Raw genomic sequence first — 347 nt, forward strand, 5'->3', positions numbered from 1 at the left:
AGCCCGTGAGGCCGCTGGCGAGGCGGCGCCGCCCACCAAGACCTTCAAGGACTACGAGCCGGGCTTCGTTCACATCGACATCAAGTACCTGCCGCAGATGCCTGACGAGGTGGCCCGGCGCTACCTGGTCGGCCCTGCAAAACGCCCGGAACCCGCATGAGCACTAGCGATGCGGGGTGAATGCCGATGGTCAGAACTCCCAGAATCAAATTCAATGGCAATTGATTTCTGGGAGTTCTGGAGAACTGGCGATGGCGACCGACGACTTCTTCCGCGCACGGCTGGATGGCATGGTGGATCCCCGCCACCCGCTCGCGGTTCTTGGCCGGCGCATGCCCTGGTCCGAG

General features: G+C 63.4%; 1 pseudogene. It reads left to right on the plus strand.

Annotation, left to right across the window (positions count from 1 at the left end):
* Nucleotides 1–127: pseudogene (locus ACG02S_RS26265) on the plus strand (IS481 family transposase); the annotation flags it as partial.
* Nucleotides 128–347 lie beyond the last annotated feature (220 nt).

Source organism: Pelomonas dachongensis, from assembly GCF_043555865.1.
Lineage (GTDB): Bacteria > Pseudomonadota > Gammaproteobacteria > Burkholderiales > Burkholderiaceae_C > Pelomonas > Pelomonas dachongensis.